Annotated in this window: 22 protein-coding genes, 1 tRNA gene and 4 pseudogenes; 10 read left to right on the forward strand and 17 right to left on the reverse strand. The window is 51.9% G+C overall.

Going from position 1 to position 26,814, the window contains the following annotated elements; all coding sequences use genetic code 11:
* Positions 1-38 precede the first annotated feature (38 nt).
* The 7 genes and pseudogenes from E5355_RS06355 to E5355_RS19805 form a co-directional block, all read right to left on the reverse strand.
* Positions 39-1,199: a MalY/PatB family protein gene (locus tag E5355_RS06355; RefSeq protein ID WP_136009636.1), complete on the reverse strand. Its 1,161-nt coding sequence runs from the start codon at positions 1,197-1,199 to the stop codon at positions 39-41.
* A gap of 9 nt (positions 1,200-1,208) precedes the next feature.
* On the reverse strand, positions 1,209-2,075 hold the full coding sequence (locus tag E5355_RS06360; protein ID WP_136009637.1) for a DUF3737 family protein: 867 nt from the start codon (positions 2,073-2,075) through the stop codon (positions 1,209-1,211).
* A 13-nt stretch (positions 2,076-2,088) separates the two neighbouring features.
* On the reverse strand, positions 2,089-2,652 hold the full coding sequence (locus E5355_RS06365) for a cyclophilin-like fold protein (protein ID WP_136009638.1): 564 nt from the start codon (positions 2,650-2,652) through the stop codon (positions 2,089-2,091).
* A gap of 20 nt (positions 2,653-2,672) precedes the next feature.
* Positions 2,673-3,146 (reverse strand): hypothetical protein, encoded by a 474-nt coding sequence (locus E5355_RS06370; RefSeq protein ID WP_136009639.1) that lies wholly within the window; start codon positions 3,144-3,146, stop codon positions 2,673-2,675.
* 261 nt (positions 3,147-3,407) lie between these two features.
* Positions 3,408-3,560: an iron-containing alcohol dehydrogenase gene (locus E5355_RS06375; RefSeq protein ID WP_136009640.1), complete on the reverse strand. Its 153-nt coding sequence runs from the start codon at positions 3,558-3,560 to the stop codon at positions 3,408-3,410.
* A gap of 326 nt (positions 3,561-3,886) precedes the next feature.
* A tRNA-Gly gene (locus tag E5355_RS06380) sits at positions 3,887-3,959 on the reverse strand.
* Positions 3,960-4,050: 91 nt separating this feature from the next.
* A pseudogene (locus E5355_RS19805) lies at positions 4,051-4,407 on the reverse strand (transposase); the annotation flags it as partial.
* Between the two features lie 343 nt (positions 4,408-4,750).
* Here E5355_RS19805 and cobU point away from each other — a divergent pair.
* Genes cobU through cobC form a run of 4 tightly spaced genes read left to right on the forward strand, consistent with a single transcriptional unit; the run spans position 4,751 to position 7,641 of the window.
* Positions 4,751-5,272: a bifunctional adenosylcobinamide kinase/adenosylcobinamide-phosphate guanylyltransferase gene (gene cobU, locus E5355_RS06390; protein WP_136009641.1), complete on the forward strand. Its 522-nt coding sequence runs from the start codon at positions 4,751-4,753 to the stop codon at positions 5,270-5,272.
* Between the two features lie 30 nt (positions 5,273-5,302).
* Complete coding sequence (cobT, locus tag E5355_RS06395; protein ID WP_136009642.1) at positions 5,303-6,340, forward strand: nicotinate-nucleotide--dimethylbenzimidazole phosphoribosyltransferase; 1,038 nt, start codon at positions 5,303-5,305, stop codon at positions 6,338-6,340.
* Between the two features lies 1 nt (position 6,341).
* On the forward strand, positions 6,342-7,085 hold the full coding sequence (cobS, locus tag E5355_RS06400; RefSeq protein ID WP_136009643.1) for an adenosylcobinamide-GDP ribazoletransferase: 744 nt from the start codon (positions 6,342-6,344) through the stop codon (positions 7,083-7,085).
* 16 nt (positions 7,086-7,101) lie between these two features.
* Positions 7,102-7,641 carry an alpha-ribazole phosphatase gene (cobC, locus tag E5355_RS06405; RefSeq protein ID WP_136009644.1) on the forward strand — a complete coding sequence of 180 codons (540 nt, stop codon included), beginning with the start codon at positions 7,102-7,104 and terminating at the stop codon, positions 7,639-7,641.
* Between the two features lie 111 nt (positions 7,642-7,752).
* On the opposite strand, the pseudogene E5355_RS20305 reads toward cobC, so the two are convergent.
* From E5355_RS20305 to E5355_RS06430, 5 genes and pseudogenes are all read right to left on the reverse strand, one after another.
* Positions 7,753-8,096 (reverse strand): annotated as a pseudogene (locus E5355_RS20305) (sensor histidine kinase); the annotation flags it as partial.
* Positions 8,060-8,278 carry a hypothetical protein gene (locus E5355_RS19810; RefSeq protein ID WP_246866895.1) on the reverse strand — a complete coding sequence of 73 codons (219 nt, stop codon included), beginning with the start codon at positions 8,276-8,278 and terminating at the stop codon, positions 8,060-8,062. The gene E5355_RS19810 and the pseudogene E5355_RS20305, both read right to left, overlap by 37 nt.
* Positions 8,279-8,493: 215 nt before the next feature.
* Positions 8,494-9,462: an adenosylcobinamide-phosphate synthase CbiB gene (gene cbiB / locus E5355_RS06420; protein ID WP_136009645.1), complete on the reverse strand. Its 969-nt coding sequence runs from the start codon at positions 9,460-9,462 to the stop codon at positions 8,494-8,496.
* Positions 9,463-9,465: 3 nt separating this feature from the next.
* Positions 9,466-10,500: a threonine-phosphate decarboxylase gene (locus E5355_RS06425; protein WP_136009646.1), complete on the reverse strand. Its 1,035-nt coding sequence runs from the start codon at positions 10,498-10,500 to the stop codon at positions 9,466-9,468.
* The gene (locus E5355_RS06430; protein WP_210434516.1) at positions 10,493-12,010 is read right to left on the reverse strand and encodes a cobyric acid synthase; all 1,518 of its coding nucleotides are present in this window, start codon (positions 12,008-12,010) and stop codon (positions 10,493-10,495) included. The genes E5355_RS06425 and E5355_RS06430 overlap by 8 nt, the downstream gene beginning before the upstream one ends.
* A 177-nt stretch (positions 12,011-12,187) precedes the next feature.
* On the opposite strand from E5355_RS06430, the gene E5355_RS06435 reads away from it, so the two are divergent.
* The 4 genes and pseudogenes from E5355_RS06435 (at position 12,188) to pncB (ending at position 18,440) form a co-directional block, all read left to right on the forward strand.
* The gene (locus E5355_RS06435; RefSeq protein WP_136009648.1) at positions 12,188-13,615 is read left to right on the forward strand and encodes a TolC family protein; all 1,428 of its coding nucleotides are present in this window, start codon (positions 12,188-12,190) and stop codon (positions 13,613-13,615) included.
* 12 nt (positions 13,616-13,627) lie between these two features.
* Positions 13,628-14,623, forward strand: coding sequence for an HlyD family secretion protein (locus E5355_RS06440; RefSeq protein ID WP_136009649.1), 996 nt, complete (start codon positions 13,628-13,630; stop codon positions 14,621-14,623).
* Positions 14,620-17,015: pseudogene (locus tag E5355_RS06445) on the forward strand (ABC transporter permease). Before E5355_RS06440 ends, E5355_RS06445 begins: the two are co-directional and overlap by 4 nt.
* A gap of 240 nt (positions 17,016-17,255) precedes the next feature.
* The gene (pncB, locus tag E5355_RS06450) at positions 17,256-18,440 is read left to right on the forward strand and encodes a nicotinate phosphoribosyltransferase (protein ID WP_136009650.1); all 1,185 of its coding nucleotides are present in this window, start codon (positions 17,256-17,258) and stop codon (positions 18,438-18,440) included.
* A 31-nt stretch (positions 18,441-18,471) separates the two neighbouring features.
* Here pncB and E5355_RS06455 read toward each other — a convergent pair whose 3' ends face one another.
* Both E5355_RS06455 and E5355_RS06460 read right to left on the reverse strand, forming a co-directional pair.
* Complete coding sequence (locus E5355_RS06455; RefSeq protein WP_136009651.1) at positions 18,472-19,041, reverse strand: cob(I)yrinic acid a,c-diamide adenosyltransferase; 570 nt, start codon at positions 19,039-19,041, stop codon at positions 18,472-18,474.
* A gap of 147 nt (positions 19,042-19,188) precedes the next feature.
* Positions 19,189-20,640, reverse strand: coding sequence for a cobyrinate a,c-diamide synthase (locus E5355_RS06460; protein WP_136009652.1), 1,452 nt, complete (start codon positions 20,638-20,640; stop codon positions 19,189-19,191).
* A 185-nt stretch (positions 20,641-20,825) separates the two neighbouring features.
* Between E5355_RS06460 and E5355_RS06465 the strand changes: the two genes are divergently transcribed.
* Together E5355_RS06465 and E5355_RS06470 are read left to right on the forward strand one after the other, a co-directional pair.
* Positions 20,826-22,256, forward strand: coding sequence for a phosphotransferase (locus E5355_RS06465; protein ID WP_136009653.1), 1,431 nt, complete (start codon positions 20,826-20,828; stop codon positions 22,254-22,256).
* Between the two features lie 25 nt (positions 22,257-22,281).
* Positions 22,282-23,022: a nucleotidyltransferase family protein gene (locus E5355_RS06470; protein ID WP_136009654.1), complete on the forward strand. Its 741-nt coding sequence runs from the start codon at positions 22,282-22,284 to the stop codon at positions 23,020-23,022.
* A 97-nt stretch (positions 23,023-23,119) separates the two neighbouring features.
* Here the strand turns inward: E5355_RS06470 and E5355_RS06475 are convergent, their stop codons facing one another.
* The 3 genes and pseudogenes from E5355_RS06475 to E5355_RS06485 all read right to left on the reverse strand — a co-directional run bounded on the left by E5355_RS06475 (position 23,120) and on the right by E5355_RS06485 (position 26,738).
* Positions 23,120-24,799 carry a putative transporter gene (locus E5355_RS06475; RefSeq protein WP_136009655.1) on the reverse strand — a complete coding sequence of 560 codons (1,680 nt, stop codon included), beginning with the start codon at positions 24,797-24,799 and terminating at the stop codon, positions 23,120-23,122.
* Positions 24,789-26,168, reverse strand: a pseudogene (locus E5355_RS06480) (acyl-CoA carboxylase subunit beta); the annotation flags it as partial. The gene E5355_RS06475 and the pseudogene E5355_RS06480, both read right to left, overlap by 11 nt.
* A 54-nt stretch (positions 26,169-26,222) precedes the next feature.
* Entirely contained in the window at positions 26,223-26,738 is a 516-nt protein-coding gene (locus E5355_RS06485; protein ID WP_136009656.1) for an acetyl-CoA carboxylase biotin carboxyl carrier protein subunit, read from the reverse strand.
* Between the last annotated feature and the right edge of the window lie 76 nt (positions 26,739-26,814).

Here is a 26,814-nt window from a genome sequence, read left to right on the forward strand (position 1 = left end):
TGGTTGTTTTCAATCAGATATATGAAATAACATTAATTTTAACGATGAATAAAGTTACTAAATCGCGTCAACCCGTCTATCAGCGTTGTACGTGGGCAAGCGATGTTCCACCTCATAAAGCCTTCTCCTTCCATTCCATACATAATGCCGGCGTTCAGCCATAAGTCTCCTTGTTCCATCAATTGCCGTTCCAACTCCTCAGACGGAAGGCCCAGTTTGCGGCAATCCATCCAAACAAGATAGGTACCTTCCAATACCGTAACAGGAAATTCCGGCAGATGCTCACGGCAAAACTCCCGCATATAGAGATAATTGGCGTGCAGATATTCGATAAGTTGGTCCAACCATTTTTCTCCTTCATTATAAGCTGCCTGAGTAGCGATTACGCCAAACGGATTGACATCGCATACCTCATTGTCGTTGATAGCCCGGTCTATTTTCGCCCGACGGTTGGCATCGGCGCAGACAATGTTCGCAATCTGCAATCCGGCAATATTGAACGCCTTACTGGGCGACAGGCAAGTAACGGAATGCCGCAGGAAATCTTCCGAAATGGAAGCGAACGGCGTATAACAGTGTCCCGGAAAAACCAACTCGCAGTGAATCTCATCCGAAACAACCGTTACACCGTGACGGATACAGATTGCACCGATGCGCACCAGTTCTTCACGCTTCCACACCCTTCCAGCCGGATTGTGGGGATTGCACAGCAGCATTATCTTCACCTTAGGGTCGGCGGCTTTACACTCCAAATCCGCATAATCAATCGTGTAAGTATTGTCGGCATAGCACAATGGAGACGACACCATTTCGCACCCATTGTTGCGGATGGACGAAAAGAAGCAGTTATAGACGGGAGTCTGCACCAGTACTTTATCACTGGGTACGGTCAATGCCTTGATGATGGCCGATACGGCAGGCACTACCCCCGATGTATAGATTATCCATTCGCGATTGACTGTCCAGTTATGGCGGCGGGAAAACCAATCCGTGACAACCTTGTAATAGCTCTCGGGTACACGAGTGTACCCGAAAATGCCATGCTCTATTCGTTTTTTCAACGCATCAACGATAGCGGGGGCTGTCGGAAAATCCATATCTGCCACCCACATCGGCAATACATGTTCGCTTTCGGCACTGTCCCATTTGTAGGAATCGGTTCCCCGCCGCGAAATCTGTTTATCAAAGTCGTATTTCATATCTTCGCCTTAATCGGTAAAACAGGTACGTTCGTCTCGGAGCCGAATTTCACAATCGGCGGGAGCCTTGATGTTCTCGTCTATGGTGATGGAACCAAACTCGTTGGCCACAATGTGTCCCGACATCGGATTCTTGATATTCGTGATGGCTCCGCGAATATCAGCCTGCAAGGTGCTATACTCGAATGCCCGGTCACAATCCGGTCCGAAAGTACAGTTTTCAAGTATCAGGTCGTGTGCATAGCAGAGCGGTTGTTCGCCAGTAATATGGCAGTTCACCAAACGCAGGTTCTTCGAGTGCCAGCCGAGATACTCGCCGTTGAGTTCCGAATCATAGATGGTCACATTCTCCACCTCCCAGAACGCATCCTTTGTCGTAATTTTGGCGTTATGAATTTCCACATTCTTCACGTACTGGAATACATACTTGCTGTCACTTTCCAGTCCGTCAACATAAATGTTGTTGCTGAACATGAAAGGATAAGTGCCGCCATGCAGTTTGAGGTTCTTAATGCGGATACCGTTGCAACGCCAGAACACCTCATCGGCATCGTTCATCGTCACATTCTCGATGTCTATTTCGTTCATCTCGCGGAACATCTTCGGCGCATCAATAATCGTGTCGGTCATTTTCAGGTGGTCGCAATACCACAGTGCCGAGCGACCTCCGACATCGAAATAACAACGGTCGATTTTGAAGCCGTGCACATGCCAAAAAGGATAATTACCCTCGAAACGGCATTCGAACGCTTCGATGTTACTGCACTCTTTAATGGCCGATTCTCCGGCACGGATAATCACATTCTCCAGACGGAGGTCATGAGATTCGAACAAGGGACGTTCGCCCCCGAACTCAGTATCTTTAATAAGTTTCATTTGAGATATTGTTTTAGTTATTACTGGTTTCAAAAGTTACGGTCACATTGCCTCGCCCGAGAGCCGAAGCCAGCCCTGACGGATTATCGAGCCGCCCTATACGGGTGTAGCTGTAAGACGAAGAGAACGTTTCATAGAAAAGGACGAGACAATTGGAACCGTAGAGCATCAAATCCCCGTTCCGGATTGTTCCCGGCCGGTTACTGTCTGTGGGCAAATTCTCTGACAGGTAATGGTATTTCTCGTTGCCGTTCATCTCGTTCATCGTTACCGTCATCGGCAGCAGAGCGGCAAAGGCACGTGCCGTGGCATTGTCTTCAAGGGTGGCAGCGAAGCTGCGGCCGCCTGCCCGGACTGTAATGTTTCTGTTCATTTCGTTTTCTCCTCCATTATTTTCATTGCCATTCCCGCTATCGTCATTTCCGTTTCCGGAATTGTCGTTGTTTCCCGGTTCTTCGGGATTAGGAACAGGAATCACCGGATTTTCTGTTATAGGTTCATCGTCAGGACTGCAAGCTGTCAGTGCAGATGTGGCTGTCACAAGCAGCAAGACCATGACAATAATACATCTGTTCATATCTTGTTCTATTTTAAGGTTTATAATTCCAATCCCATTTTATAGACTTTTTCAAGATGCTCAGGTGCTATTTGACGGGCTATATTCTCACATCCCGTACAACCGCCCGCCAGATAAGTTCCGACCTCTTTTCCTCCCAACACGCCGCTGATGATATGAAAATAACCCAAAGCCTGGTCGAAAGTATGCTCGTTATTGTCTCCCGCAGTCATAAGCAGCACGGTCTCTTTCTCAGGATACTTATCCTCGACGGAAATGGCATATAGACGTTCGATATAGGCATCGGTCAGATGGTCCGTATCGCCTTGTCGCGTACCGGCACTCATCAGTACAAGGACATTTTTCCCGTTACCTTGGCATATTGTCTCGACTGTCGTGGGACGAAAATCTTCTTCCGGTTTACTCTCTTTCAGAAAACGGAAGATAGCCGACCCTCCAAGCAATACGCCGCCAGCAGTCAGCAAACTATTTCTTAAAAATGTTCTTCTTTCCATCCATATCTGACGATTCTTGTTTCAAGTAATTATTCTTCTGATTTTCATATTGCAAAATTAGGTTGAAACTATGAACTGAACAGTAGATGAATTACAGAGAAGATAACCCCTATTACAGATTATATAAAAAAGAGGCAGTGTCAAGTGTGAAGTGACATTGCCTCTTTATCCGAATTTTGCTTGCTATTGAAATTTTCCCTATTCCTTATTCTTCATGGGTTTGAACCACTTATTTGATGAATAGTGCCGTTCATGTATTTATTACAGGCTTTCATGTAGAACGGAAAGCACATCTTCCCGCACAAGTGTTTTGAACCCTCCGTTCATAATAAATGTAGCATCGGCGATACCTTCCAGCATATCCTCGGTAACACCGAGCGATGTGATTTCTGTTGCTACTCCGATTGTATTCATCCACTCAAGCAAAGCCTCCAATCCTTCATTTGCAAGCTATTCTTCCGTTTTTCCCACTTCTGGTATACAACTCGAAAGTAAAAATCTTCCGCTTGGTCAAACTCTACGCCTGAATATTTAACAAATGCACCGGGATTTCGGATTGGGCCGGGATTCTCCATTTGCTAAAGTTTTCCACTTGTAGCACACTACGTTGATTGCTGCACTCATAAAATTTTCGGTTGACTTCTTAGTTGACTTCAATCGCATAGTTTCATGCAAAACCAGCACCGCCTAAAAACAAAAATCAGATAGGAATCTTTCGATAACTATCTGATTTCCAAAAGAGCGGCAAACGGGGCTCGAACCCGCGACCCTCAGCTTGGGAAGCTGATGCTCTACCAACTGAGCTACTGCCGCATAAACATTCCCAAAATCATGCCTTAAAAACGGTGGCAAAGTTAATAAATTACTTCCTAAAAAACAATAGTTCGGTAAAAATTCGTCAAGCCTAAGCGGCTCTGGCAGTAAATAAGATGAGTTCTTTGAAAAGTTTGTCAATAACTTGCGGGGCTGGGTTAATTCCAAACACGCCAATAAATCGTTCAAGCATATAAGCATTGTGCATGAATGACTTGCAAGAGAATATGAAATAGGTTATTCCGAGCCTCTTACATGCCGCTTTGGCCAAGTTGACAGCTGCGAGCGACGCATTGAAGTGAAAATCCAACTTTCTGAGGTCTGTTGACTGACAGTTGGTGATTCCGGCATGCTGCTTGCCATCTCTAAAACAAGATTTCAGTTGGAACCTGGTTCTGTAATAATCCAGGATTTCGCATCCATCCATCGAATCGTCTGTAGAGAAATAAAATTAGTATTGTATAAGGAGTGTTTCGTAAGCCATAATCAGAAGAGTTGAAGGACTTATAATTTACTAAAGAACAATGAATCATGTAATAACTTTCACCCTTATTGTCAGCAGGTTAGCATCTTTTGGGTACATTTATTCATGCTTAACCATTCGTTCTTGACAACATTTCAATGACCTCTTTCGTGTTTTCGAACCAGCTTTTGCCGATTCTATTGTTTAACTTTTAAATTTTCGGTAAAAATTTACCGAAGTATTGTAAAAAAACAAACGTTTCGTCAAATATTTCTTATTTTTGCTCGGGAAAACAAAGATATTCTTTCAAAATACAGACCAAATACCAATGAAACGAATCATACTCATCACCGGAGGAGCACGTTCCGGCAAAAGCACTTATGCGGAAAAGCTGGCACTCGAGCTCTCTCCCACGCCCGTTTATCTTGCCACGGCACGCATCTGGGACGAAGAATTCCGCCAGAGGGTAATCCGGCACCAAGAATGCCGGGGACCGGAATGGACAAACATCGAAGAGGAAAAAGAACTCAGCCGCCACCGGCTGGAGGGACGGGTTGTCCTGATAGACTGCATCACCCTATGGTGTACCAACTTTTTCTTCGACCTGAATTCAGATACCGACCGGGCACTTGCCGCAGCAAAGGCGGAGTTCGACCGCTTCACGGCACAAGACGCAACCTTCATCTTCGTGACCAATGAAATAGGCATGGGAGGAACTTCCGAGAACGAACTGCAACGAAAGTTCACGGACATGCAAGGCTGGATGAACCAATATGTAGCCGCCCATGCCGACGAAGTGACACTGATGGTAGCCGGCATCCCACTTACCGTAAAAAATACTCATCCATAAAACTACAAACAATCAAAAATCAACAGACTGATGAAAACTTTTCATATCACACGTCCGGACAAGGCAATCCGTCCTGCATTGATTGACAAAATCAACAACCTGACCAAACCCAAAGGTTCGTTGGGCACTTTAGAAGAACTGGCACTCCAAATCGGACTCATGCAACAGACATTATCCCCCGCCTTGAAACATCCGCAAAACATTATCTTCGCCGCCGACCACGGCATTGTAGAAGAAGGTGTCAGCCTCTCTCCAAAGGAAATCACTTGGCAGCAAATCAGTAACTTCCTCCATGGAGGGGCAGGTGTCAATTTCCTCTGCCGGCAGCACGGCTTTACCCTGAAGATAGTAGATGCAGGAGTAGACTACGACCTCCCCTACGAGAAAGGCATCATCAATATGAAAGTGCGCAAAAGCACCAGAAATTATCTGCACGAGGCCGCCATGACGGAAGAGGAAATGGAGATGTGCCTAGAGCGGGGCGCCGAGGTGGTGAGACAATGCCATGAAGAAGGCAGCAATGTCCTCAGCTTCGGTGAAATGGGTATCGGAAACACTTCTTCATCCTCCCTATGGATGGCCTGCTTCACCGGCATTCCTCTGGAACAATGTGTAGGCGCGGGCAGCGGACTCGACAGCACAGGCATCCGCCACAAGTACGAAGTGTTGAAGCACTCCTTGGAGAACTACAAAGGTGACGGCTCTACCCGGGACATCATCCGCTACTTTGGCGGACTGGAGATGGTGATGGCCATAGGCGCCATGCTGCAAGCTGCTGAGCTGAGGATGATTATCCTTGTTGACGGATTCATCATGACCAACTGCTTGCTTGCCGCCGCCAGGCTCTATCCGGAAGTGACGGATTATGCCATCTTCGGGCACTGCGGAGACGAGCATGGCCACCGGCTAGTGCTCGACGCTCTGCATGCCCGCCCACTGCTGAACCTGGGACTGCGTTTGGGAGAAGGAACAGGGGCCATCTGTGCATATCCCATTATCGACTCGGCCGTGCGGATGCTCAACGAAATGGATAACTTTGCACATGCCTCCATCACCAAATACTTCTAACATGAACAATGTATTAGCTGCATTCATAATGCTCACCCGACTGCCCTTCTGGAAAATCAAGGAAGTACCGGCAGAGTGTTTCAAGCATGTGGTTCCCTATTGGCCGCTCGTAGGCTGGCTGACGGGAGGCGTGATGGCGGCAGTACTGTGGCTTGCCGGACAGATTATGCCGATGTCATTGGCATGGATTCTTGCCCTCATCGCACGCCTGCTTGTCACCGGTTGCCTGCACGAAGACGGACTGGCGGACTTCCTCGACGGTTTCGGCGGCGGCACCACCCGCGAACGGACTCTTGCCATCATGAAGGATTCCCACATCGGAAGCTACGGTGTCATCGGATTGACATGTTATTTCCTGCTGTTGCTCCAACTTCATCACCTGCCATTGGAACTTCTCTGCATCCTCGTGCTCTGCGGTGACTGCTGGTCCAAGTTCTGTGCCTCCCAGATAGTCAACTACCTACCCTATGCCCGGAAAGAGGAAGAGAGCAAAAACAAGGCCGTCTACAACCGCATGAACCGGCACGAGTTGCTGGCCGGATTTATCTGCGGTCTGCTTCCCTTCGTACTGCTGCTGCCTATAAAACTGTGGATTGCCACCCTCTTTCCCCTGCTCACCTTCTTCCTGCTGTACCGGCTGATGAAACGGCGCCTGCAAGGATATACGGGTGACTGCTGTGGGGCCACTTTCCTGCTCTGCGAGCTATCCTTCTACTTGGGAAGCCTTATTCTGATTATAAATTAACAACTGAAAATCAAAGATGGAAGTAATACTCATCCGACACACTTCGGTAGATGTTCCTCCGGGCGTATGCTATGGGCAGACCGATGTTCCCCTGAAGCCCACGTTTGAAGCGGAAGCCGCCGTGACGGCAGAAAACCTGAAAACATACCTCCCGTTCGACCACGTCTACACCAGCCCCCTTACCCGTTGCGTACGTCTCGCCGCCTATTGCGGCTATCCCGATGCGGAACGGGAAGAACGAATTATGGAAATCAATTTTGGCGACTGGGAGATGAAGCCGTTCGAGCAGAATGAAGACCCGCGCCTGCAGGAATGGTATGCCGACTACATGAACGTGGCAGCTACCGGCGGAGAATCTTTTACCATGCAATACCGGCGTGTCGGCCAGTTTCTGGACGAGTTGAGAAAGAAGCCCTATGCACGCGTTGCCATCTTCGCACACGGAGGCGTATTAATCTGCGCGCAACTCTATGTCGGCATCCTCAAAGCCGAAGAAGCCTTCGACGCATTGACGCCCTATGGTGGCATCGTCCACATCCATCTCGACAAGGAATAATGAACGAAATAGTAGGGCCTTCCTCCGCTTCGGTTTGTACTTTGTAGATACCTCCCAAATAATGAATAAAATGGGCATTGATTTCATGGCGAATCAAGTTCGTTTTATTCTCAGATAGAAAAGCAGCATCAGCAGCAGACAGACGCCCAGGAGTATAAATCCTATGCGGCAATTCATGTCCTGAATCTTCTGCTTCTCCAACAGCAGCTCGTCAATGTGATAAATCTCCTTCACCTGCTTCAACTGGCTGGCCGAGAAGGCATTGTTCAGCGAATCCTGCTCGCGCATCAGGTAGCACCGGGTCTCGATGGCCCCATGTCAATGTCCCCCTTGTCATATTGCGTACTCGCCTTGTAGTTTATCAAAGTGGCAAAGGTGAAGACGTAATTGTTCAGTACCGTAGGGGGCACCTCGTCTATCAATGCGATGCTTTTGTCATACTCATCGGGCTTGGCACATTGTAGGCGGTCAAGGCTGCCTCATGCTCTCCGGTGGCCATCAGATAACGGGCATCTATAACCAGAAGGTATTGCTGTATCTCCAGAATCAGCTGCATTTCAAGCTGGTCTATCTGTGCCAGACTATGGCTGGCAACTTTTAAGGTCGCTCTGGGCAATGGCCATACGGATTTCTCCACGGAAAAGGTTTTCTTTAGTCCAAGAATCCGCTTTATCTGTTGCCGATGCAATTATTGTGCTCCCAAACCAAATAAAGAAAAGGAATATACAGTTGCTTTATCCTCATTTATAACACTTTACCTGCTTTAAAAGTTACATTTTTAATGCAATGCGGTCTTGTAAAGATATTATATCTTTTTGGAACGGACAAAGAATCAGTTAAAATAACAACATTTTAAAAACAAAAGGAAGCCAAGGTCGATGTCACGATTACGGCAACCACCATCCACCACTCCACACGCCGGTTGATGTGGACAGCCACACGCATATCTTCCGTCTTCAGAGGCCGTTCATTAGAACCGATATAAGGTTTCCATACCTCCTCGCCGAAATAGTTGTGCGGACCTCCGAAACGGCAGTCCAGAATACCGGCAAGAGCGGCTTCTGGATAACCGGAATTGGGACTGGCATGCTGGCTGCCATATCTGCCCACAAAAGCAAACAAGGAAAGACGACCGGAAACCAGCACCATCAGAAAGGCTGTCAGACGGGCGGGAATGTAATTGGCAGCGTCGTCCAGGCGGGCGGCGAAACAGCCGAACCGACAATAGCGCTCGTTCTTGTAGCCGACCATGGAATCCAGCGTGTTCACCATCTTATAGGCAAGCATGCCCGGAACTCCCAACAGCAGATACCAGAACAAGGGAGCAACCACCCCATCACTCAGATTCTCCGCCAATGTCTCCAATGCAGCAGTGCGTACCTCCTGCGCCGAGAGCGCAGATGTATCACGGCCCACGATGCGCGCCACTTGTTTTCGGCCTTCCTCCAAAGAACGGTCTACCGCCTTGAATACCATGCGCACTTCACGGACCAGTGTAGTACCTGCCAGGCAATAGAACATCAGCAGTATCTGCACCGTCAGCAGCATGCCCGGAGAAAAGAGTGCCGCCAAACGGAGCAGCAGAAGCGTGACGAAATACACACCAGCCACGAGGAGCACCGTCATAAGCGCTCCTTTCAGAAAACGCGAATCGCCCCGGTTCAACCGGTGCTCACAGAAAGAGATGGCCTTGCCGAAAGCCACAACCGGATGGGGTAGCCATGACGGGTCGCCCAGCCAGTAATCGAGCAGCCAGGCTGTGAGAAGCGGCAGGTTCAAGTTGAAGGCGACACCCAAAAGTATAAGCACATCTTCTTCCATCGGTTATTCCTCCTCAAGCCATTGTCCTACTGCTTTTACAAGCCTGTCATTCTCCTCCCGGCTCTGGGCGGCTATGCGGAAAAAGTGCTCATTCAGCCCGTCGAAGTTGGAGGCGTCCCGAATCAGGATGCCATGCTCCCCGGCCAGATAGTCTTTCAAGGCGGAAGCCTTGCCCATACGGAGGCACACCAGCATGAAATGGGTTTCGGTAGTCCACACTTCCAGTCCTCCCAATGCCTCGAGCGCACTGCGCAGGCGGGCAGCCTCTTGCAAATAAGACGCCACATCCAGCGGATTGGGAACATCGTGTTCCAGCAGATGGAGCCCTGCCTCAATGGCAAGCTGGTTGACCGACCAGGGCATACGGTTGGTACGCAGGCGATGCAGCAGGTGGGGAGCGCCGGTGACATATCCCAGTCGCAGACCGGGAACGGCATAGCGCTTGGTCATGGAGTGCAGCAGCAAGACGTTGGGAAACTCCGCCGCCTCGGCAGCAGAGAAAAGTGGACGCAAGGTGAAAAACTCGTAGGACTGGTCAATGACGAAACATACCTGCGGATTATGACCGATAAGTGTTGCCAGATATTCCTTCTCCACGACCGTTCCGGTAGGGTTATTGGGATTGCACAGCCACAGCATGCGCACCTCTTCCGGCAAGCGATACCCCTCGCTCTCCATGGGAAGTCGGTAGAGGGAAGTGACCCGATGGCCGTGCATGCGGCAGGCATCGGCATATTCACTGAAAGTGGGTTGCACAATGACGGTGTTTGTCCCGCGGAAAGTCTGTGCTGTGAGATAGATGGCTTCGGTAGCTCCGTTCGTCACGCACACTGCCTCGGCAGGAAGGTGGTGGTGGCGGGCAAGGCAGGCCTCAAGCGTGTAAGGCTCCGGTTCGGGATAGTTGCCGATGCTGTCAATCCGGGCACACAGATGCGCCTTCAAGGCAGAGAGATTCACCCTGCTGTAAACGTTCGAGCTGAAATTGGCCGTAATCGGACGGCTGTATTTATAGGAATCGTCTCCGTGTCCTTCAATCATGGTTCTTTGTCAATATTTGGTAGATAAGCGGCAGGTTGACGTAGCGGCGCACGTGCTCGGCAAGCCTATCGTATTGTTCTTCTTTGAATGTATGATAATCGAAAGTGCCGGCATTCCCGGACAATTTGTCTGCAAAAGGCACAAGCAGGAAATCTATGAATTCCGGATTGTCGAGAATGCCATGAATATAGGTCCCCATGCAGGTGGAGTCCACGTAATAACCATCGGTAGAGCCGTTCTCCAGAAGATTCAGGGGAGAATCGGGAGCACCTTCCACGGGGGTGGTCACTCCCATATGGATTTCATAGCCCTGCATTAATGGAGAATGGAGAGTGGAAGATGGAGAATGGGGATTGCACAGACCGAACTTCACCTGACGGGTCACCTTCTCTCCCGACATGCGGGTACTGATGGGCAACAGCCCCAGCCCGGGCAGGCGTTCGATGTCTCCCTCCACATGCTCAGGGTCGAGCACCTCCTGCCCCATCATCTGATAGCCGCCGCAGATGCCCATCACGGTGGCACCTTCACGGTGGGCACGGATGATGGCAGCTGCCACACCGTTACGGCGCAATTCGTAAAGGTCATCAAGCGTGCTCTTGGAGCCGGGCAGCAGGATGACGTCGGCCTTTGCCAGCTCATCCACATTGTTAGTATAGAAGAGATGTACGCGCGGGTCACGTTCCAGGACATTAAAATCGGTGAAGTTACTGAGGTGGCGCAGCAGAATGACGGCGATGTTCACCTTTCCCTTCTCGGCACGGACAGACTTTGCGGCAAGCGCCACGGAGTCTTCTTCTTCAATGTAGATATCACGGTAGTAAGGCACCACCCCGACAACGGGAATGCCGCAAAGCTCCTCCAGCATCGTAATGCCCGACTCGAAGAGACGTATATCCCCCCGGAACTTGTTGATAAGAATTCCTTTAATTCGCTCCCGCTCATGGGGACGAAGCAACATCAGCGAACCGTAGACGCTGGCAAACACACCGCCACGGTCAATGTCGCCCACAAGAATTACATCGGCTCCGGCATGCAGGGCCATCGGCAGATTGACAAGGTCGGTATCCCGCAGATTGATTTCGGAGATGCTTCCCGCGCCTTCCAGCACAACGGGATTATAGCGGGCGGCAAGGCGGTCGTAGGCAGCACAAACCTCCCGGCGCAGTTCGTCGCGTCCTTCCTTGCGGAAATAATCATAAGCATTGCGGTTGCCGATAGGACGCCCGTTAAGAACAACCTGCGAGGTATGGTCCGACTGTGGTTTCAGCAGCAGCGGATTCATGTCCGTGTGGCAAGGCACTCCGGCGGCTTCTGCTTGCACAGCCTGGGCACGGCCTATCTCCAGCCCTTCGGGAGTGGCAAATGAATTGAGCGCCATATTCTGTGCCTTGAACGGTGCGGGCTGATAGCCGTCCTGCTTGAAGATGCGGCAGAAGGCGGCAGCAATGATGCTCTTTCCCACATCACTACCCGTCCCGGCAAACATAATCGGATGAAGTTTCTCCATAAATTCCATTTTAGCGAATGCAAAGATAGTGCAAATCCGAATATCTCTCCCATTCATAAGCCATATCTTCGGAAACTATTCGTTATATTTGTAACGTTCTATTCAAAAAGATGACTACTGAACAATTCCCACCTCCTCTTGTTTAGAGAAACAAGAACCCCTAAACCGAACGAACTTATGAATAATCTATTATGCCGGAGATTCTTTCCGGCTGCTGCCTGCGTACTGCTTGCCATCGGTGGAGTGGCCGCACAAACCTCCCTTCCCCTTAGCTTCGGTGATGCCCTAAGGCAGATGCAAAACGGCAACCGCAGCCTGAAAATAGCCGACAAGGGAATTGAAGCCGCCCGTGCGGAACGTGACAAACTGAATGCCCTCTGGTACCCCTCCCTGCAAGGTGCCGGTACGTTCGTGCATCTTTCCGAAAAGATAGAAGTAAAACAGCCCCTTTCCCAGTTCACCGACCCGGCAAAGGACTTTGTGCACAACATCGTGCCGGACGACCAATTCATCAGCAGCATACTCGACCAGATAGGCTCCCATACCCTTGCCTTTCCACTGGCTCCACGCAACCTGACTTCCGTCGGCCTGACCGCCGAATGGGTCGTATTCTCCGGCGGCAAGCGCATCCGGGCCTCGAAGATAGGCAACACCATGATAGACATTGCCCGCGAAAACCGGGGACAGACCGATGCCACGCAACGCACCCTGCTGGCAGAAAGCTACTTCGGGCTGAAACTTGCGCAAGAGGTAGTACGCGTGCGGCAGGAGACTTACAACAGCCTACAACGCCATTACCAGAATGCCCTTAAACTGGAAGCTGCCGGCATGATAGACAAGGCAGGCCGGCTCTTTGCCCAAGTGAATATGGATGAAGCTGCCCGTTCACTGGAGGCTGCCCGGAAGGAGGCCTCCGTCGTGCAAAGTGCCCTGCGCACCCTGCTCAACCTGCAAGACACATGCAGCATCCATCCTACTTCGAAGCTTTTCATCAACGACCAACTGCCCGCCAAAGAGGAGTTCCTGCAAGCCATGCGGGTGGAGAACTACACCGTGAACCAACTGCAACTGCAGTCACAGATTGCCCGCCAGCAGCTCCGCATCGACCAGAGCGGCTACCTGCCGGACATCGCCGTATTCGGCAAGCAGACCCTCTATGCCCACGGCATACAAAGCAATCTTGTCCCCCGCACCATCGTAGGTGTGGGCTTCACCTGGAACCTGTTCGACGGACTGGCGCGTGAGAAGCGCATCCGCCAGTCGAAGATAACCCAGCAGACCCTTGCCCTGGGACAAGAAAAAGCCAAAGAAGACCTGAGCGTAGGCATCGACAAGCTCTACACCCAACTGCAAAAGGCACAAGACAACGTACGCGCCTTGAATACCACCATCGAGCTGAGCGAAGAGCTGGTGCGAATCCGCAAGAAATCCTTTGCCGAAGGCATGGCAACCAGTACCGAGGTCGTAGATGCGGAAACGATGCTGGCAACCGTCCGCGTGGCGCGTCTGGCAGCCTACTACGAATATGATGTGGCACTGATGAACCTGCTGGCTATCTGCGGAACGCCGGAACGGTTCGAGAAATATTTCGAGACAACTTATTAAAACCTACCCTTTATGAAAATCAATAATAAAAGCATCAGCATTGCATTCGTCATTATCCTGGCTGCAACGGTCATCATTTCACTTGCCGGCATGTTACTCATGAGCCGGCAGCCCCTGGTCCTGCAAGGACAAGTGGAAGCAACGGAAATACGTATCAGCGGAAAGCTACCCGGACGTGTGGACTCCTTCCTCGTACAAGAGGGCGACTGGGTGAAGGCAGGCGATACGCTTGTCGTCATCAACAGCCCCACCATCGAAGCCAAATACCGCCAGGTGAATGCCCAGGAGCAGGTGGCCCAGGAGCAGAACAAGAAGATAGACGCCGGTACCCGCCGCCAGATTGTGGCCACCGCCCGGCAACTCTGGAACAAGACGCAGAGCGACCTTGCCCTCGCCAAGACCACTTACCAACGCATTGTAACGCTTTATAAGGACAGTGTCGTCACCTCCCAGCGGCGTGACGAGGTGGAAGCCATGTACAAAGCCGCCCAAGCCGCCGAACGTGCCGCCTACGAGCAATACCAGATGGCCGTGGACGGAGCGCAGAGCGAGGACCGCGCCTCGGCTCGCAGCCTGGTGGAAGCGGCGCGAAGCACCGTCGATGAAGTCTCCTCCCTCCTCGTCGACTCCCGTCTCACCGCTCCCGAAGACGGCCAGATAGCCACCATCTTCCCCAAACGCGGAGAACTGGTGGCTCCCGGAACTCCCATCATGAGCCTCGTCGTGATGGACGATGCACACGTGGTACTGAACATACGCGAGGACCTGATGCCGCAATTCAAGATAGGAGGCACTTTCCGTGCCGATGTCCCCGCCATCAACGGCAAGGACATTGAATTCCGCATCTACTACATCAGTCCGCTGGGCAGCTTCGCCACCTGGAAATCCACCAAACAGACGGGCAGCTATGACATGCAGACGTTCGAAATACACGCACGTCCCACACAGCAGGTAGAGGGATTGAGACCGGGGATGTCCGTACTCTTAAAAATGAAGAATAAAAAATGAAAGATAAAGAATTTGGCTACGCAATGAAAGCGCTCCGCATGGTTATCCGTCGCGAATGGCACCGCATGACCTCCCGCCGTCTATACCTCGGCGTCTGCGTCGTGCTACCCTTGCTCTGTTTGTTCTTCATGGCCACCATCTTTGGAAACGGACAGATGGAGAACATTCCCGTGGGTATCGTCGACCTGGACAACACTGCCACTTCGCGCAATATCTCCCAGCGCATCTCTGCCGCCCCCACCTTCCGTGTGACAAAGCACTTCACCGACGAAGCCAACGCACGCCGGGCATTGCAACGGAAGGACATATACGGCTACCTCGTCATCCCGCTCCGCTTCGAACAGAAGGCGGTGACGGGAACTGGCGCAACGCTCACCTATTATTACCACTATGCCCTTCTTTCGGTAGGCAGCGAGCTGATGGCGGCGTTCGAGAATACGCTTGCCCCCGTGGCGCTCTCGCCCATCGTGATGCAGGCCGAAGCTCTGGGAGTTAGCGGAGAACAGATACAAACCTTCCTGCTCCCCGTAGAAGCCAGTACCCATCCCCTCTACAACCCGGACATGGACTACTCCATCTACCTGAGCCAGCCTTTCTTTTTCGTACTGTTCCAGATACTCATCCTGCTCACCACCGTCTACTCCATAGGCAGCGAACTGAAATTCGGCAGCGCCGGCGAATGGCTGGAGATGGCACGAGGCAATATCCTCACTGCCGTAGCAGGGAAACTGCTGCCCTATACCCTCATCTTCTCGTCCATCGGTATCCTGGCAAACTATGTTATGTACTGTTCGGCCCGCTACATATCCCCTTCGCTGGCAGTCTGTGGCTGATGAATGCAGTGACCGTGCTCTTCATCATCGCTACCCAGGCATTGGCGGTCTTTATCTATTCTGTCTTTCCCAAGATTGCCTATATCATCAGTGTAGTATCCATGGTGGGGTCGTTGGGGGCTACGCTGTCCGGAGTCACGTTTCCCGTTACAGCCATGTATGCGCCCGTGCATGAGGCCTCCTACCTCTTCCCCGTGCGGCACTTCACGGAGGCAGCACAAGCCATGATTTACTTCGATGCAGGGTTTGCCTACTTCTGGCAGTCGGTAGCTACACTCTTCATCTTCCTATTGGCAGCACTGCTGATACTGCCATTGCTGAAATGGTGGATAAAAAAAGAGATAAGGGAGGAAGCAATCTCTGCCTCCCCATCACCTTGCCCACCTACCGCATTGTCAACAGCTTCCGTCATCCGCCACGAGTGGCATGCCATCGCCACCAATCCCGCCATCCTGCTCGTGCTGGCAGGCGGTATCTTCCTCTACGGACTGCTCTACAACTACATGTACGCCCCCAACCTGGTGCGCAAGGCTCCCGTCGCAGTGGTAGACCTCTCCCACTCCGCCCTCAGCCGCGAATACATCCGACTGCTCGACGCCACTCCCCAGACCGCCGTCTACGGCCAGACACCCAACATCCTCGAAGCCCGCCAATGGATGAAGCAGGGCGACGTAGCAGGCATCCTTTACCTGCCTGCCGACTTCGAGACACGTGTAGCACGGGGCGAGACTTCGGTCTTCGTACTCTATGCCGCCACGGACGCTTTCCTCAACTTCAAAGGACTGCAAGAATCCAGTGCGCGCGTCATGCTTGCCGTGAACGATGCCCACCGCATGGAGGGCACCGTATTCCTACCTCCGCAAGGACTGCTGGCAGTGGCTTCGTCCGCTCCCGTCAGCGTGTCCGGCACGGCGCTCTACAACTATACAGAGGGCTACGGTTCCTATCTGATTCCCGCTGTCCTAATTGTCATCATCTTCCAGACGATGCTGATGGTGATTGCCATGCTGACGGGCGAGGAAGCGGAAGCCCGAAGAAAAGGAATACGGCTGATGCGTGCCGACTCATTGAAGGATACATTACGGATTGTCGGAGGCAGGACCTTCGTATACTTCATGCTCTACGTGGTGTTTTCCCTATTCCTGCTGGGACTGTTGCCGCACCTGTTCAGCATCCCACACATCGGCAGCGGAGGAGACATCGTCACAATGATGATACCCTTCCTGTTGGGCACGAGTTTCCTTGCCCTGGCCGTCTCCCGCTGGTTTACAGACTCCGAAGCGCCGTTGCTGATGATAGCCTTCTTCTCTGTGGGCTATATCTTCCTTTCGGGCGTGTCCTATCCGCTGGAGCTGATGCCGTGGTATTGGCAGACAGCCCACTATCTGTTTCCGGCAGGTCCTGCCGTACTTGCTTTTGTAAAACTGAATTCAATGGGTGGAACGCTGGCCGACGTATGGCCGCAGATGTTGACGATGTGGATACAAGTATTGGTCTATGGAACTTTGGCGCTCTGCACTACACGCCACCTCTACGGAAAAGGAAAAGTGAAGGCATAAAAAAAGGCTATCTATCCCAGACAGCCAATCTTTTGTTAACCTTAAATCTAATACTATGAAAAACACATTGCAAATATACGGACTCCTCCGAATTCTCCAAAATTTCAGCTCATAACGATCTTATTTATAACATGGTTTAATAGGAATATGCCGTTGTTAACAGATAGAGGCTGGTCAAATAAGAAATTTTCACTATCTTCATCCCCAAAATCGAACATCATAACTAAAGAATATTTTGCCATGATTCATACCATACTCGATACAGACCTTTACAAATTCACCACCTCGTATGCCTACATCAAATTGTTTCCCTATGCCATGGGCACTTTCAGCTTCAAGGACAGAGACGACACCGCCTATACGGACACGTTTCTGAAGGAACTGCAAGAGGCGGTGGACAGCCTGGCACAGACCGTACTTACTGCCGAAGAGCTGGAATACATGACCCGCCACTGCCGTTTCCTGCCGAGGGTCTATTGGGAGTGGCTCTCCTCCTTCCGCTTCCAGCCGGAGAAGGTAAGCATCCATCTGGACGAGGACCGGCACCTGAACATTGAAATCACGGACTATCTGTACAAGGCCACCCTTTACGAAGTCCCCCTGCTTTCCATCGTATCCGAAATAAAGAACCGTTCTTTGGGAAACGTGGCCGACATGGACGGCATACTCTGCAAACTGTCCGAAAAGGTGGCACTCTCCAACCGACACCAGCTGTATTTTTCAGAGTTCGGCACCCGGAGACGCTTCTCGTTCGAGGTACAGGACAAAGTCATAGACCGTCTGAAGGAAGCCGCCGAATACTGTACCGGGACTTCCAACTGCCACTTCGCCATGAAATACGGCATGAAGCCTATGGGGACGCATCCGCATGAATGGTTCATGTTCCACGGCGCACAGTTCGGCTACAAACACGCCAACTACATGGCCTTGGAAAACTGGGTGAACGTGTACGACGGTGACTTGGGCATCGCACTGTCCGATACCTATACCTCCGGCATTTTCTTAAGTAACCTGAGCCGCAAGCAGGCCAAACTATTCGACGGTGTACGCTGCGACTCCGGCGATGAATTCGATTTCACCGACAAGCTCGTTGCCCGCTACCGCGAACTGGGCATCGACCCTACCACTAAAACCATCGTCTTCAGCAATGCGCTCGACTTTGGCAAGGCACTCGACATCCAGGAGCATTGCAGGAGCAAAATCCGCTGCTCCTTCGGCATCGGCACCAATCTGACGAATGATACCGGATTCAAGCCCTCCAACATTGTAATGAAACTGACGCAATGCAAGATGAACGTCAACCAGGAATGGCGCGAATGCGTGAAGCTGTCCGACGATGCAGGAAAGCATATCGGCAGCGAAGCGGAAGTACGGGCATGTCTGTATGATTTAAGGCTCGGACAGCAAATAGAACCCCTATGCTGAAAACAGCTTCCCGGCGGTTAGCGATAAGTGCTTACTGTCTTTTCCTTTTGTAGGCAAACTCTTGCCATTTCTCCTCCGGCCAGTCCTGCCGCTGCATCTCCATGCGGACCATGACGAAGAACAAGTCCGAAAGGCGGTTGATGAAGCGCAGAATATCCTCGTTCACGGGGTCTTGGCGATGGAGTGTCCACAAACGACGTTCGGCACGGCGGGCCACGGTACGGGCAAACTGCAGTTGGGCTGATATGGGAGTGCCACCGGGCAAAAGGAAGTAGCCGTTGTCCGTTAGCAGGACGGTCATGGCATCCATCTCCTGCTCACAACGTAGCGTGAGCTCTGCGGCAGAAAGCGGATTAGGATTTACCACTCCCGAGGGAGTGGCCACATGGCTCATTACCACCATCAGTTCCCGCTGGACAGCATGCAGCAACTCCTGCCAACCATCTTCTGCCGCCAGCATGGAGCGCACGATACCAATTACGGCATTCAATTCATCAAGGCATCCGTTTGCCTCGATACGGATGTCATCTTTCGGCACACGCGCGCCACCATGAATACCCGTTGTTCCTTTGTCTCCAGTTTTGGTATAGACTCTTTTCATACTCTATTTGATAAATCAGTAGGGTCTTCCAAAGAAGACAAGCGATAAGTATTCAGTTTCATAATCATAATATATTTAAATGAAAACAAAGATACTCCACTATTTCAAGAACACAAACGAAATTACATAAAATATCAATGCGCTATTTTAGAGTTCACCGAACAAAGCCATCACATCCACCTCGCCCCAATACAGATGCATATAACTGGCTATCAGATTCTTATAGCGAAAGACGGGAGTGATTACCTTCCCTCCTTTGGCATTGTAGACCTGCGCTATCGAGGGAGGAAGACTGCACGCACCACCTTCTTTTCCATCAGTTTCGGGCACGGCAAACTGCGTATAATGGAATTCGTGTCCTTTAAGCCGCCATCCGTTATAGTCGAACCGGCGGTATCCCAATGTCAGTTTCCTGCGTTTACGCTCGTTTGTAACGCTGAAAGGCAATACTCCTACCATCTCATTTCTGATATTGCCTACACTGCTCCCGGCGTTTCTTCCATCGCTTCCGCTGCTTCTCCCGCCATCTCCGGCGATTCTTCCATCGGTATCAATACTTCCCCCGTCCGTATCCCCATCAGAAAGAACGGACTGCGAAAGATATATCATCCCCCCGCATTCTGCCAGCGTCCTGCCACCGGCCTCTATATAGCTGCGGATAGACTCCCTGGCAAGCCTTGCCCCGGCAAGTTCCTCCAGACGGTTCTCGGGATAGCCGCCGGGCAGATAGAGCAAATCCGTCTCTTGCGGAATAGCCCGGTCTTGCTCCGGATTGAAGAAAGTGACCGTGCCCATACGGCGCAGAATATCCAGATGCTCCGCATAGAGGAAGGAAAAGGACTCTTCGTTGCGCGCTACCGAGATATGCAGCTTCCCCGGCTCTGATAGTACCGACTTCTCCTCCACTGCCGCCGCAGGCAATGGAAGCCCGATTGTCGAGAGCAGCAGTTCCCAGTCCACATGTTCCTCCAGCAAGCCTGCCAGCATGTCCAGCCCCTCCGTCTCCTTAGAACGGCTGAAATCCAGCCCCAGATGGCGTGACTCCTGCTCCAGTTCCTTCCGTTTGGGCAGATAGCCCAGACAAGTCACGTTCAAGTCTTCACAGACCTCCTGCAGCATCCGGTAGTGGTGGGGTGAGCCGACACGATTGAAGATAACTCCCGCAATACGTATATCCGGACGGAAATTGATGAACCCCGACAACAAAGGAGCCATGGAATAGGCAGCCGACTTGGCATCGACCACCAGCACCACAGGAATACCCAAGAGCCGTGCCACTTCTGCCGACGAGCCCCGGTCGCGGTCGTACCCGTCGTACATCCCCATCATCCCCTCGACCACGGCAACATCAGCATCTGCCGAATAGCGTGCATACAGACTGCTTACGTGCTCCTGAGATGCCATGAAAATATCCAGATTGATGGAAGGACGGCCACATACCGCCTCGTGATACTTAGTATCTATATAATCGGGACCGCACTTGAAAGGCTGCACCTTCAGACCTTTCTTCACAAACAATGCCATCAGTCCACGACTGACGGTGGTCTTTCCACTGCCCGATGTAGGGGCGGCTATGAGAAACTGAGGAATGGAACGCATAATTAATGTGCTAATGATTTAATGTGCCAATGTGCTAATCGGCTGCGCTATACTTGCGCTACTTCCCCATGCCGCAGGTCATTGGCACATTGGCATATTGGCACATTAGCACATTTTCCTCCTGCAAAGGTAAACATATCTCCGACAAAAGTTTTATCTTAGCTGCGAAAATAAAACATATCACCATGATAACCGAAGAACTTAAGAAACTCTACATCGCACATACCGGACACGAACCGGAACAGATTGACGAACTCCCCTCCTCCGGCTCCAACCGGCGCTACTTCCGCCTCAGCGGAAACCCTACACTTATCGGTGTCAGCGGAGAGTCCGTGGAGGAGAACCGCGCCTTCCTCTACATGGCAGAACATTTCCGCCAGAAAGGACTGCCCGTGCCGCAAGTGTTCATCCGCTCCGAAGATGACATCTACTACCTGCAAGAAGACCTGGGCGACTCGCTTCTGTTCAATGCCATAGAGAAGGGACGCAAGACCAGCGTATTCGGCGAGGATGAGAAGCAGTTGCTGCGCAAGACCCTCCGCCTGCTGCCCGCCGTGCAGTTTGCCGGGGCCGACGGCATGGACTTCTCCTACTGCTACCCGCAGGCGGAGTTCAACAGTCGCAGCATACTGTGGGACCTGAACTACTTTAAGTACTGCTTCCTCAAGGCAACAGGGATGGACTTTCAGGAAGACCGCCTGGAGGACGACTTCCAGAAGATGGCGGACGTGTTGCTCCGCAGCAGCTCCGCCACCTTCATGTACCGCGACTTCCAGAGCCGCAACGTCATGATAAAGGACGGCGAGCCCTGGCTCATCGACTTTCAGGGCGGTCGCAAAGGTCCGGTCTACTATGACGTAGCCTCCTTTCTGTGGCAGGCCAAAGCCAACTATCCCGACAGCCTGCGCCAAGAGCTGCTGAAGGAATACATCGACGCCCTGCGCAAGTACCAGCCCGTAGACGAGGCATATTTCCATGCCCAGCTCCGCCACTTCGTGTTATTCCGCACCATGCAGGTGCTGGGCGCCTACGGCTTCCGCGGCTACTTCGAGAAGAAGCCCCACTTCATACAAAGTGTCCCCTTCGCCATCGAGAACCTGCGCCAGCTGCTCCAAGAGCCTTATCCCGAATATCCCTACCTCTGCCGGATTCTGCGCGAACTTACCGAGCTGAAACAGTTTACAGACGACCTGCAAAAGCGCCGCCTCGTGGTGAAAGTCACCAGCTTTGCCTACAAAAAAGGTATCCCCGAAGATTCCACGGGCAACGGAGGAGGTTTCGTCTTTGACTGCCGCGCTGTGAACAACCCCGGCAAGTACGAGCGTTACAAGCCCTTCACGGGACTGGACGAACCCGTTATCCGCTTTCTGGAAGATGACGGCGAGATAGCCGTATTCCTGGAGCATGCCTACGCCCTTGTCGACGCTTCCGTGAAGCGCTACATGGAACGTGGCTTTACCAACCTGTCTGTCTGCTTCGGCTGCACCGGCGGGCAGCACCGCTCCGTCTACTCGGCACAACACCTGGCGGAACATCTACACAAGAAGTTCGGCGTGCAAGTGAACCTGATACATAGAGAACAGAATATTGAACAGACGTTTAAGGCCAAAGTTTAATGTGCTAATGTGAGAATATGCCAATATGAAAGCTATGATTTTCGCCGCCGGCCTGGGCACCCGGTTGCGCCCCTTGACGGACCACATGCCCAAGGCCCTCGTTCCCGTAGCAGGAAAGCCCATGCTGGAACGGGTGATACTGCGGTTGAAGGAAGCAGGATTCAACGAGATAACGGTCAATATCCACCACTTCGGGGAGCAGATTATCGACTTCCTCCGTACCCACGACAACTTCGGCACGGAGATTCACATCAGCGACGAACGCGGCATGCTGCTCGACACCGGAGGAGGCATCAAAAAGGCACGCCCCTTTCTGGACGGACAAGAACCTTTTCTGGTGCACAACGCGGATATTCTGACGGATATTGACCTTGCAGGTCTCTATCGCCACCATCTGGAGAGCGATGCGGAGTCTACCCTGCTTGTGAGCGAGCGCAAGACTTCCCGCTATCTCCTTTTCGACGACAACTACCACCTGCACGGCTGGATAAACAAGTCTACCGGAGAGGTGAAACCGGCAGGCTTCGACTACCGGGAAACGAAGTACCGGGAACTCGCCTTCGGAGGAATCCACATCATCTCCCCCTCCCTCTTCCACCTGATGGACGATGGGCAGTGGAACGGCAAGTTCTCCATCATTCCTTTCTACTTGTCCGCCTGCACAAAGGTGCACATACAAGGCTATCCGCTACAAGGATTCCGCTGGTTCGACATCGGCAAACCGGAGACACTGGCACAAGCGGAGGAATACTACAAACAAAAATAACAAGTAATGTAAAGCTGCCTGACATTACTTGTTAGCTCTCTTTACATTACTTGTTATCAAATCAATCCGTGTGACACAGATTATCCGTGATGAACCCCTACGCCAGCGCCAGTATCAGCAACTGAGCCGTCAGCACCCGCAGGAACATAGCCAACGGATAGACCGTGGCGTATCCCACCGCAGGGGCATCGCAGGATGTCAAGTCCGAGGAATAGGCCAATGCAGGCGGATTGGTGTTAGCTCCGGACAGCACACCTATCAGCGTATAGTAGTTCAGCTTCCAGAAATAGCGCCCCATGAATCCTGTCACCAGCAACGGAACGACCGTGATGATGGCACCGTATCCAATCCACACATAGCCGCCTTCGTAGATAATGGTATCGATGAATCCCTTTCCTGCACCCAACCCCACGCAGGCCAGGAACAAGGCGATACCGATTTCGCGTATCATCAGATTGGCACTCATCGTCGTGTAGGTTATCAGCTTATATTGAGGCCCGAAACGGCTGATGAGGATGGAAACCACCAACGGTCCGCCGGCCAGTCCCAGTTTCACGGGTTGGGGAATGCCGGGGAACATGAACGGCAGACTGCCCAAGATACATCCTAGGGCAATACCCAGGAAGATAGGAATCAAGTTTGGATGGTTGAGACGCTTCAGCGAGTTACCCAGCACCTTCTCCGCATGACTCACGGCAAGCTCACTGCCTACAATCGTCACACGGTCTCCCATCTGCAACTGCAAGTGGGGAGTTGCCACCAGATCCACGCCCGAACGGTTGATACGGGTGATGCAGGCACCGAAGTTGTTACGTATCTTGAGCTGAGACAGAGACTTGCCGTTCAGTTCCGGCTTAGTGATGAGGATGCGGCGTGAAATCAGGTTCTTGTCCTCCCGTTCCCACTCCACCGAAATTTTTCTTCCGAAGAAGGCAACAATGGCCTCCACATCTTTCGGGTTGGCAATGAACAGAATTTCATCCTGCATGTGCAGCACCGTATCGGCATTCGCCAGTTCTGTTTCCTGACTGCCGGTGTGCCGGATGCGGGAGATGACAAACGCACGGTTCAACAATGGTTTCACATCTCTGATCCGCTTGCCGTCTATTGCCTCATTGCGTATCTCTACCGATATGGGACGCACGGTCAGCTCCTGCAGATGGCCCAGCCCGTGCTCGGCATCCTCCTCTTCTTTTTTGGTGTTAATCCGCATGAAGAACTTCAAGGCAAGCAGCGCCAGGATGCAGCCCACCACACCCAGCGGATAGGCAACGGCATATCCGAGTGCGATTTCCGGAGCATCCACCCCGTTGAGGTCACTGTTTGCCTGCTGGGCAGCACCCAGACCGGGGGTATTGGTCACGGCTCCGGACAAGATACCCACCATCGTAGTAATGGGAATTCCGGTGGCAAAGTGCAACACAATGGTGATAACCACGCTGAGGAAGACGGAAAGCATTGCTACCATGTTCAGCGTAAGTCCGCCCTTCTTGAAAGCGGAGAAGAATCCCGGTCCCACTTGCAGACCGATGGAATAGACAAACAGTATCAAGCCGAACTCCTTCAGGAAGTGCAGCAGATGTTCGTCGAGGTTCATGTCGAAATGTCCGAAGACAATGCCCACAAACAAAATCCAGGTGACACCCAGCGAGATACCCGCCACCTTCAACTTGCCCAGCATGATACCGAAGGTGATGACCAGGGACAGAATCAGGACAGAGTGTGCCACTCCTCCGCCCCAAAGATTGGGATAACCCTCAAAGAGACTTGTCTTCATACTCCTTGATAATCTCCTGCTTCTCTTCGGCAGAGGACTTGCGGTAGAGGATGTTCACTGCACCCTCGGCACCCATCACGGCGATTTCCGCCTGCGGATAAGCCAGGTTCACGTCGGCACCCGTCGGCTTGCTGGACATCACGATGTAGGCGCCGCCGTATGCCTTGCGGGTAATCAGCGTTATCTTGGGCACGGTAGCCTCAGCGTAGGCATAGACAATCTTGGCGCCGTGGCGGATGATGCCGTTGTGCTCCTGCATCGTTCCGGGCAAGAAGCCGGGAACATCTTCGAAGGTTATCAGCGGGATGTTGAAGCAGTCGCAGAAACGAATGAAACGTGCCGCCTTGTCGCTGGCATCAATATCGAGCACACCCGCCAAATAGGCAGGTTGGTTTGCCACGATACCTACCGAACGCCCGTTCAGACGACCGAAACCGATAACGACGTTCTTGGCAAAGTGAGGCATCACTTCGAAGAAGTACTGGTTGTCCAGCACCGGTTCTATAATATCCTTGATGTCATAGGGCATGTTCGGGTCTTCGGGGATGACGGTCTGAAGCGTCTCTACCCGGCGATGGATATCGTCGGAACAGGGAGTGAAGGGAGCATCCTCCATATTGTTGGACGGCAGGAAACTCAGCAGCTCGCGGATGCTCATCAGTGTCTCCTCCTCCGTATTGCACATGAAGTGGGTAACGCCGCTCTTGCTGCTATGCGTATAGGCACCGCCCAGTTCCTCCTTGTCCACCTCCTCGTGGGTCACGGTCTTTACCACGTCCGGACCGGTGATGAACATGTGGCTCTGCTCCTTTACCATGAAGATAAAGTCGGTAAGCGCCGGAGAGTAGCATGCCCCACCGGCACACGGCCCCAGAATAGCAGATATCTGCGGGATGACACCCGACGCAATGGTGTTCTGATAGAAGATGGAGGCATAGCCTGCCAAGCTGTTCACACCTTCCTGAATGCGCGCGCCGCCCGAATCGTTGAGGGCAATGACGGGAGCGCCGTTCTTCAGGGCAAGCTGCTGCACCTTCACAATCTTTGCGGCATTCGTCTCGCTGAGCGAACCGCCGTGCGCCGTGAAGTCGTAGGCATAGACAAATACAAGGCGGCCGTCTATCTTTCCGTAACCGGACACCATGCCGTCTCCGGCAATCTGCTTCTTCTCCATGCCGAAGTTGGTGCAGCGATGGTTCACGAACTTGTCCAACTCATTGAACGAGCCTTTGTCCAGCAGCATGTCAATACGTTCGCGGGCAGTCATGCAGCCGGAGGCGTGTTGTTTCTCTATCTTGTCTACGCCCCCACCCAGCGAGGCACGTTTGTCCAGTTCCTCAAACTGGCGATATATTTCTTCTCTGTTCATATTTGCATTTACAATTTAGTGATTTATAATATACGGACTGAATGCGACTCGGGATTATTCCTCCTTTATCAACTCCAATTCAATCAATACTTGATTGGCATTTACCGGTTCGCCCTCGCTCACGAGAATGTTGCGGACGATGCAGTCGGCATTCACCTTATAGTTACTCTGTATCTTCATGGCTTCCAGCACCACGGCAATGTCTCCGGCAGCCAGTCGGTCGCCCACCTTGACGGGGATGCTCACTACCTTGCCCGGCATCGGTGCCAGAATCTTGTCGCCCTGCTTCTCGTCGGTTCCTTTCTTCATGTGCAGATACTTGGCTTGCGTGTCTACAATGTCCACATGAAAGGAACGCTGGAGCATGCTGATGTCATAACTCTTGCCGCCCTCGCCGCGCACAAGGCCTGCGTTGAACGAGTTTCCGTTGTGCAGGATGGAGCAACTTCCGTTCTCTGCCATCACAATGTCCACTTCGTAGGGCTTTCCGTCAATGGTAAGTTGTACCTTATTCCCTTCCTTACCCACCAGGGTAATGTCTGCGATACGGTCTCCTATATGTATTTCCATTATTAATTCTCCATTATTAATTACTACTGGTGCGATAAAAATCGCGTTCGTTTAGAAATCATCAAATAAAGAGAGT

The organism is Bacteroides muris (ex Afrizal et al. 2022), assembly GCF_004793475.1.
Taxonomy (GTDB): domain Bacteria; phylum Bacteroidota; class Bacteroidia; order Bacteroidales; family Bacteroidaceae; genus Bacteroides; species Bacteroides muris.